This window comes from Psychrobacter sp. ANT_H56B (assembly GCF_008369245.1).
Taxonomy (GTDB): Bacteria; Pseudomonadota; Gammaproteobacteria; order Pseudomonadales; family Moraxellaceae; genus Psychrobacter; species Psychrobacter cryohalolentis.
In genome coordinates this window covers 663,652-670,958 of the sequence record NZ_VOBF01000001.1, presented here as the reverse complement: position 1 = coordinate 670,958, position 7,307 = coordinate 663,652, and the positions used below count along the sequence as shown (strand labels likewise).

Here is a 7,307-nt window from a genome sequence, read left to right as displayed (position 1 = left end):
TACGCCGCCAAAGTAACTTTCATCTAATTCGACTTCACCATCAAAGAGCTCATCAGCTTGTAATGAGAGATGGTGATCTATAACAAGTCTTATTTTATGATAAAAAAGTGCAGCAGTGTTAGGCTGGATATTGAGCAAATCTGCGGCTGTTCTAGCGGTTACTTCAGCCGTGAAAAACTCTAACAGTCGTCGCTGTACTTTTTTACTTAGTTTACAACGGGTTATCTTCATAAAAGCAGTCTAGCATAGTGCTTATCTACTACAGCCCCTTTATTTTTATTTATCATAAGCGCTGTTATAAGAGCAATCGTATATTTTGAACTTTCCAATACTTTAATAACTGTTATACATTGACTTCTAATTACATATCGAGATATCATGTTATATGAATATAGAAAACGTAATCTCCGCCCTTAATAACCCCATGCGCCGTCAAATCCTTGAATGGTTAAAAGACAGGTCGAACTTTCCAGCCTCATTACCAGAGCACGCTGATTTAGACGGTGTGTGTGTGGCATATATCCAAGAAAAAGCAGGATTGTCACAATCAACCATTTCAAATTACATGGGGGTGTTAAAAAAGGCAGGACTGGTCATTGCTGAACGCCATGGACAATGGACATTTTATCAACGCGATGAGGCTAATATAAGAATTTTTCTTAATGAAGTTGAGAAAGAGCTACTAAAAATCTAGTAAGCAGTCTTACTAAAATTAGAGGTGTTCTATCTTAAGACAGCGTAGCATTAACATAGAATATCGAGATATTTCAATATAACGATGGAGCGTATTAATGAAACAACCAACGACCAAAATTAACTCATCCAACCTAGTAGATACATTAGGTCAGTCACTTCAACTGCCTTGCGGGGTGGTGCTAAAAAACCGAATGGTAAAGGCTGCAATGTCAGATTCTCTCGGTGATGGGCAAGGTGATGCAACGGATGCTCAATCACGTCTTTATGAGCGTTGGGCGCAAGGCGGCGTAGCATTGTCATTGATTGGCGAAGTACAAGGTACTCCTCATTATCCTGAGAAGCCTGGCAATTTAGTACTAAACCCAAATTCAGATATCGAGGCATTACAGGATTTGGCACGCCGCGGATCTATCAATGGTGCTCATCTTTGGCCGCAGCTTGGACACGCAGGAGCGCTTTCATATTTGCCTATCAGTCAACCTAAAGGCCCTTCTGCCTTAGATCTTGCAGAGTTAAAATGCGAGGGGATGAGCATAGAAGATATCGAGGCGTTACCAGCTATGTATGCAAACGCAGCCATGATTGCTAAAGATGCAGGTTTTGGTGGTGTTCAAATACATGCAGGACATGGGTTTCTTCTAAGTCAGTTTTTATCTCCATTGTTCAATCGCCGCACCGATGGATACGGTGGTTCCATAGAAGGAAGATTCCGTGTCGTATATGAGGTGATAGAAGCCGTTAGAGAGGCGGTGGGCGATGCATTCCCCATTGGTATTAAGATAAACTCAACCGATCAATTAGAAGGTGGCCTAACAGAAGAGGATGCTATGGGAATGATTGGTATCATTGATCAGACTTCTATCGATCTGATTGATATCAGCGGTGGCACTTATTTTCCAGGAGCGCCTGCAAGCTCAGACAGCAGCTCTGGTAGTGGGCCTTACTTCGTTAGTTTTGCACAACGTGCAAAACAGATAACCACTATTCCTATTATGGCGACAGGCGGTTTTAAAACGCGTCAGCAAGCTGTTGATGCTATTGCGAGTGGCGCGGTCGATATGGTCAGTATAGGTCGTGGTATGGCATTAAATCCAAATCTAGCCAATGACTGGTTAAATATTGAAGGTGGTGACTCAAAGTTTCCAATATTCGCTACCAACCCTCCAGGCGGCGTCACTGCTTGGTATTCCATGCGACTAACAGCATTAGCAGAAGATAATGAGGATGCCTTCGATTTAGATCTAGAATCTGCTATGAGTATTTATGATGCAAGAGATGAGGCTCGTTGCGATGAATGGCGTCAAGTATTTGGCGATGTTTAGAGTATAGCCTATAAAAAATTGTATAGCTAACGTTATTTCAGAAAATTCGATAGGCAAATAAAATGAATAATATAGATAAATTAACTGAGCTAAATTACTATTTTTTAAAATTAAGAGAAATTTTACTTCAGGAGGATGAACACAACTATATAAGAGGAATTAATGTAATTATAAATAGAATACAGTACTCGTTAGAATATAACGAAGACGCTAAAGCAACCATTAAAAGCGTTGGAGATACCTACAGTTTTATGAACTCCGGTAATGGTAGCTTTTCGGATTTCTTCATTTGGAAAAAAGACTTTAACGAAAGAGTTGAAGCAAACAAAGTGTTAACAAAGTTGAGAAGTGATATAACTAGTTTAATAGTAAGTGTTGACAATAATTTATTGAATAGCCGTTAGTATCCAACAGTTCGATTCCTGTATAGCGCATCGAACTATCGGCTAACTCTTTATCAGCCCATTATTATCATCGGTTTTTAATACTGGTACACGTTCTTGTATTGCATGATAGAACCTATCTTTGTCTTTTGGTGATATCACTATGCTACCACCTTCATATCTTATCTCAATCCTATCTAAAGACAATGCTGGAGCAGATAAAGTACTGCTGGTAGGAGTGATATTGTTAATGTCTTTCAATGAAATGCTCTGAGTAGAAAAACCATTTTTCACTAACAATGTGTCAGCTGTCGAAGTGTACTTTATATTAAAAAACAGTACCAATAGCAGTAACGCAGTTGGTATGGTAAAAAGGCTAATAAACATTATTCTTTTAATAGAACTATTGTTATACATCCATTCCCATACAGGCACCAAAACGAGTAGTAAACTAGAACCCAATATTAAAAACGCCAACCAAAAATCAATCTTTGATGTAAATATAGTACTTATCATAATTTGTTAGCAGAAAGCCTTTAGTTAATATTTATGTTTGAATAGCTCAGTTCATGTACACCACGAAGTACACTGCCATTATTTTAATAGATATATTTACTAGCGTATATAGCCTACAGCAAAAGCTTTAAGTCCTCACTAGGGAACCATACACTAATTTTTAGCTAAAAAATAATTCATAACTCAGGTCTTATATTAATTTCAGGTAAATTAAAAAGATTTTGGAAGGTGCTAACATGAGATTAATAGAAGTAGATCTTCATTTTTGGGAGCTATATCAAGACCATGAGGGAATGTACCTTAAGGTTAATATATTCTTAAGACTTATAGTCTTTGAAAAATGTGTGATTCTAGATAACGACGCGATAAAAAACTATCTTGAACAAGGAAAGGGTTTTATTGACCGACTATCTAAACAGATTAGAAGCAGTCACTTCAGAAACGATTACAATAGGTTTTATCCTTATCCAGACGCTCCGAATGATAAGAGAAATGAAATTTTCGACACATTCTATTTGTGGGTAAAATCGTCAAATGCACCTTATGACCCTTATTTTTTTGAAAGATAAGAAGATTATATATATTAAGATTAAAACCTTAGTCTGAAACTCGTAAGATAAGTTCCTGCTTAACTCCTTTATCTGATATCACCAGTTCAGGCGCAGCTAAACTTTTCTATCTCTCCTGATTATTCCCATAACGAGCCTTATGTTAAAAATTTTTGAGACAAAAAACTTAATTTGCAATAGATAGCTTTTCATCTGTAATCAGCATCATATGAATAAAAAACCGTAGTAGCGGTGAGTATTGCCATTTGTTCGTTTGTTCTCTATGGTCTTGACTAGCAATACCGATATGGAGAGCATTTTTCGACTCATTAGATTGCTGCTTGATGTTTTGAGAGTCGGTAGATGAGATGGTTTTCATCAATAAAGCTTCGTTGCTACTCATTAGCCAACGTTTCAGAGGCAGCAGTTTCTTAGCAATATCAATGAAACGTTGCAACTCTTTCTCATCTCCTTTTCTAAATGGTAGGTATGCTCTGCTACTAGACAGTTTTATATCTCAATAAACCAAGTCCAGTCAGCCCCTGACTTCTCTCGTAGACGATAGGCATTACTTAACAAAGGTGACAGCAATCTTAAATCACTTTGGTATTGAATGTTCAGTGGACTTAAGACAGTAGTTTCTGAGTCTATGAGCTTTATAAAACGAGGTTTACCGTGTTTGGTAGTGATGTTGGCAACCTCGCTCGCACGTTCTATTAGAACCTTTGCATCGTGAATAGAAATATTTGCTAACTGGGCTGCTTTACTTAAAGGAATCTCTTTATCATAGGTCTGTAGTAGCAGCTGTACTCGGTTTAGACCATAACGACCAAACAATTCATGAGTGGCTGGCGTATTGGTACTCAAGAGAAATTGCTTATCACAGTTTTCGATCGTGAATTTAGGTGACTTGCGTTTACCTTCTATGATATTTTTAAATAACAGCGTACGTATACTAGGCATATTGATCACACCGTTATCATCAATGTCAGCACTATCATTGATCTTTCTTTCGCTAATTTTAGTAGATTTGGTAAGGTTAAGTAGAGTTTGTTTAGGTAGTTTTATATTAGAGACGCTTAACGCATAAGTAGCCATCAGAGTAGCAAAGTGATTGTAATACTCAAAGCTACGCTCAGGCGATAAGTGCCCCATAATACCTGATAGAGCGTACCAGCGATCTTGTGCATCTGTACGCTCTCCAAGTAGGCCTGTTTTTATACGCAGTACGTCGATTTCGTCATAATCGGTGAGGGCTTCTAAGAGATCTGAATGGCCTACTAGCGCTAAAGATAGGTTGCTCACTGCCGTATGCCTAAACCCATGAAAGGTATGCTCTGCTACATTATCATCTACCGATATGTCTTTTAAGACTCGTTTGAGTAATTGTAAAGGAACATGATCATTAATAGGGCGCTGATTCGATGATAAGGTAAAGATAAATTTGTTTGAACTGTCGCCAATATTACTCTGCACAAAGTTAATAAAAAAATTCAGCTCATTAGGTTTGAGGAGGGCAAATAAGGGAACGCGGCGAATACTACTTTGAGTCTTGGTGGGACGGTAGCTATTGGGCCTGATTACCACTGAGGGTACGGCTGTTTTTAAGCCTTCGATGTCATTATACTTAAGTCCCAACAGCTCTTTTTTGCGCATACCAGTACGATAGACTAAGATAAATAAAAGCGCGAACATCTCCTGCTCCAATATATCTACAGAACTCAGTATCTGCGTAATAATGGCGTGATACGCTTGCGGTGATATCAGCTCCGCACGTACACGCCGACCGTTTTTCGACTGTTGGAAGTTCACGGAGGGAAGGTTGTATTTGCTCTTGGCAAAGTTGTGCATACTCTTCAATAAATTGGCAGAGTATCCAATGTCAGTATTGTTCCGTACGACAGCTTTGTACTCTAAAATATCTTCGTAAAGTTCTTCAAACTCTTCCTCTGACCAAATATCAAGCGGCTGAGCCGTTGTGAAATATAACCATTCATAGCCTATGGTTCTAATATATTTCAAAATAGACTCATTACTAAGTGATTTTGACTCTTTTCGATTGAGTAAACTTAGCACCCAATCTAATAAAATCTTTTCACTTAAGTCATCGTATTGCTCATAGCATTTTTGTACTCTTTCGATAAGGGTATACGTCGTTTGACTGAGTTTTTTCTTCTTCTGTTTTTTATCCATTTTGAAGTCTTTAGTTAGATTCATAATTAAATCAGACTTTCTAACCTCTATCTTTTTGGTAGAACTACTACTAGATGTCTCGTTTTGATTAACAGAGTTTTTGCTGATAGACAGCGTCAAAATATGTTCTAGATCATACGGCTCCTCTTTATACTGATATTTTTGGTTCAAAAACCGACCAAAGTCCTGCGTGCTCAGTCCAGCCGTGTTATGCATACCTCGCAGCACCCCAACTGAAGCGTAGTCAATACTAGCGTCATCGAGATCCTCCCAGTAGTAACTGGCATAATATAAAAACCTTGAAAAGGGAAGTGGCTTAATACCCAAAGGCTTGATCACGTCAGACAAAGCCACGGCCAAGTATTGTTTTATCTTATCTTCTGACAGTTTGGCAATGATAGGTTCAAACTCTACTTGCCTACTTTTTGTATGATAACGCATCAGCCAACACTGACTGACCATATCTACAACGATTTGCTTGGTGTTATAAAGCTGGTCACTTTCTTCTTCTCGCTCGTTACCAAAGCGCTTTTGCACAAAACGCGGTGAGATTACTATCCTTTCTTTGATGAATGGCTGATACTCTTTGGCGAGCAATGAGATAAGCCATCCTTGAAGCATTTGTACCTCGTTAATGCCGCCATATATAATCCCTGAGAATATCAGCCAGCCTATGATTTTCTCTTGGCTGTAATCGGTTGTTTGCTCCCAATTATGCTCTACTGCGCTAATAATTTTGACCAGTGCCTTACCGTCTTTTAACCAAGCTGTATTTGTAATTAGTGGATTGATTTTAGTAGGCTGTGGCGCGATTATTTTAGGATAGTGATGCTCAGCAAGCATATAGTGCTTATTTTGATAGTCAAAGAACTTAACGACGACTTGCCAGACATGCTTGAGTGTTCTAGATGACTCGTAAGCTTTTGCAATTTTGTTTTCAATGATTGGCTGAAACTCATCAAATCCCTCTTGAGACAATGGTTTCAATTGCTTATAAAGCGCTCCCTGAAATTGGTTTAAAGATTGACTCCAAGATAGCCATGACAAATCAAAATAATCGCTAGAGCTTGGCAAAAATGAAAAGATGCGCTCATCGGGCCAAAGCGCTTGTTGGTAAGATTTATTGAAAGACTTTATGAATCCAATACTTCCAGGATGAATCCTTTTCAATGACTCCCACTCAGTCTGTAAATCGGCGAGTAGCTGTATCTCACGTGTCCTCACTGTGTCACTGTCTTTGAGTATAGATGGATAAGGCACGTAGCGCTTTTTTCTACCATCAAACTTTGCTAAGTCATCAATAATTTTTGGTAGCTGTATTTCATTCTTTGTTAGCTGAAAGAAGGCTAAAAGTAGCGGATGCCGTACGAGCGACAGGAGTGAGTAAAACGACATTACATAAGATTTATAATGACCAATCGTCAAGAATTGATTTCGATACTATAGACAAGCTTTGCGAGTATTTAGAAGTAGGAGTAGGAGATCTTTTTGAATATGTAGCAGAGGTTGAGCCAAAGGATATAAAAAAATAGACGTTAATCTAAAATTCAGAGTAGAGGTCAAAAAGAGGGTTTTTGGTTTAGATATTTTTGAAGGCTGGTCACGTTTTGGTCACCGTCGCTTTTTTGAGCAATTTTATAGAGCTTAAA

At 38.3% G+C, this 7,307-nt stretch carries 7 protein-coding genes and 1 pseudogene; 4 read left to right on the top strand and 4 right to left on the bottom strand.

Annotation, left to right across the window (positions count from 1 at the left end):
• Positions 1-231: pseudogene (locus FQ082_RS02710) on the bottom strand (IS1595 family transposase); the annotation flags it as partial.
• A 193-nt stretch (positions 232-424) separates the two neighbouring features.
• Here FQ082_RS02710 and FQ082_RS02705 point away from each other — a divergent pair.
• The 3 genes from FQ082_RS02705 to FQ082_RS02695 all read left to right on the top strand — a co-directional run bounded on the left by FQ082_RS02705 (position 425) and on the right by FQ082_RS02695 (position 2,422).
• The gene (locus FQ082_RS02705; RefSeq protein ID WP_410477373.1) at positions 425-694 is read left to right on the top strand and encodes an ArsR/SmtB family transcription factor; all 270 of its coding nucleotides are present in this window, start codon (positions 425-427) and stop codon (positions 692-694) included.
• A 97-nt stretch (positions 695-791) separates the two neighbouring features.
• On the top strand, positions 792-2,018 hold the full coding sequence (locus FQ082_RS02700) for an NADH:flavin oxidoreductase/NADH oxidase family protein (RefSeq protein ID WP_149491939.1): 1,227 nt from the start codon (positions 792-794) through the stop codon (positions 2,016-2,018).
• 62 nt (positions 2,019-2,080) lie between these two features.
• Positions 2,081-2,422: a hypothetical protein gene (locus tag FQ082_RS02695; RefSeq protein WP_149491938.1), complete on the top strand. Its 342-nt coding sequence runs from the start codon at positions 2,081-2,083 to the stop codon at positions 2,420-2,422.
• A 42-nt stretch (positions 2,423-2,464) separates the two neighbouring features.
• Here the strand turns inward: FQ082_RS02695 and FQ082_RS02690 are convergent, their stop codons facing one another.
• The 3 genes from FQ082_RS02690 to FQ082_RS02675 form a co-directional block, all read right to left on the bottom strand.
• Positions 2,465-2,917: a PH domain-containing protein gene (locus tag FQ082_RS02690; protein WP_149491937.1), complete on the bottom strand. Its 453-nt coding sequence runs from the start codon at positions 2,915-2,917 to the stop codon at positions 2,465-2,467.
• Positions 2,918-3,652: 735 nt separating this feature from the next.
• Entirely contained in the window at positions 3,653-3,922 is a 270-nt protein-coding gene (locus FQ082_RS02680) for a hypothetical protein (protein WP_149491936.1), read from the bottom strand.
• A 53-nt stretch (positions 3,923-3,975) separates the two neighbouring features.
• Positions 3,976-7,053, bottom strand: a complete 3,078-nt coding sequence (locus tag FQ082_RS02675) for a tyrosine-type recombinase/integrase (RefSeq protein ID WP_149491935.1) — start codon at positions 7,051-7,053, stop codon at positions 3,976-3,978.
• Between FQ082_RS02675 and FQ082_RS02670 the strand changes: the two genes are divergently transcribed.
• Positions 6,966-7,190: a helix-turn-helix domain-containing protein gene (locus tag FQ082_RS02670; RefSeq protein WP_149491934.1), complete on the top strand. Its 225-nt coding sequence runs from the start codon at positions 6,966-6,968 to the stop codon at positions 7,188-7,190. The two genes, FQ082_RS02675 and FQ082_RS02670, sit on opposite strands and share 88 nt — an antisense overlap.
• The last annotated feature ends 117 nt before the right edge of the window (positions 7,191-7,307 follow it).

What these genes read in the sequence shown, in the direction of transcription:
- FQ082_RS02690 (WP_149491937.1), bottom strand. Translation starts at nt 2,917, where the DNA reads ATGATAAGTACTATATTTACATCAAAGATTGATTTTTGGTTGGCGTTT.
- FQ082_RS02705 (WP_410477373.1), top strand. Translation starts at nt 425, where the DNA reads ATGCGCCGTCAAATCCTTGAATGGTTAAAAGACAGGTCGAACTTTCCA.
- FQ082_RS02695 (WP_149491938.1), top strand. Translation starts at nt 2,081, where the DNA reads ATGAATAATATAGATAAATTAACTGAGCTAAATTACTATTTTTTAAAA.
- FQ082_RS02675 (WP_149491935.1), bottom strand. Translation starts at nt 7,053, where the DNA reads ATGTCGTTTTACTCACTCCTGTCGCTCGTACGGCATCCGCTACTTTTA.
- FQ082_RS02700 (WP_149491939.1), top strand. Translation starts at nt 792, where the DNA reads ATGAAACAACCAACGACCAAAATTAACTCATCCAACCTAGTAGATACA.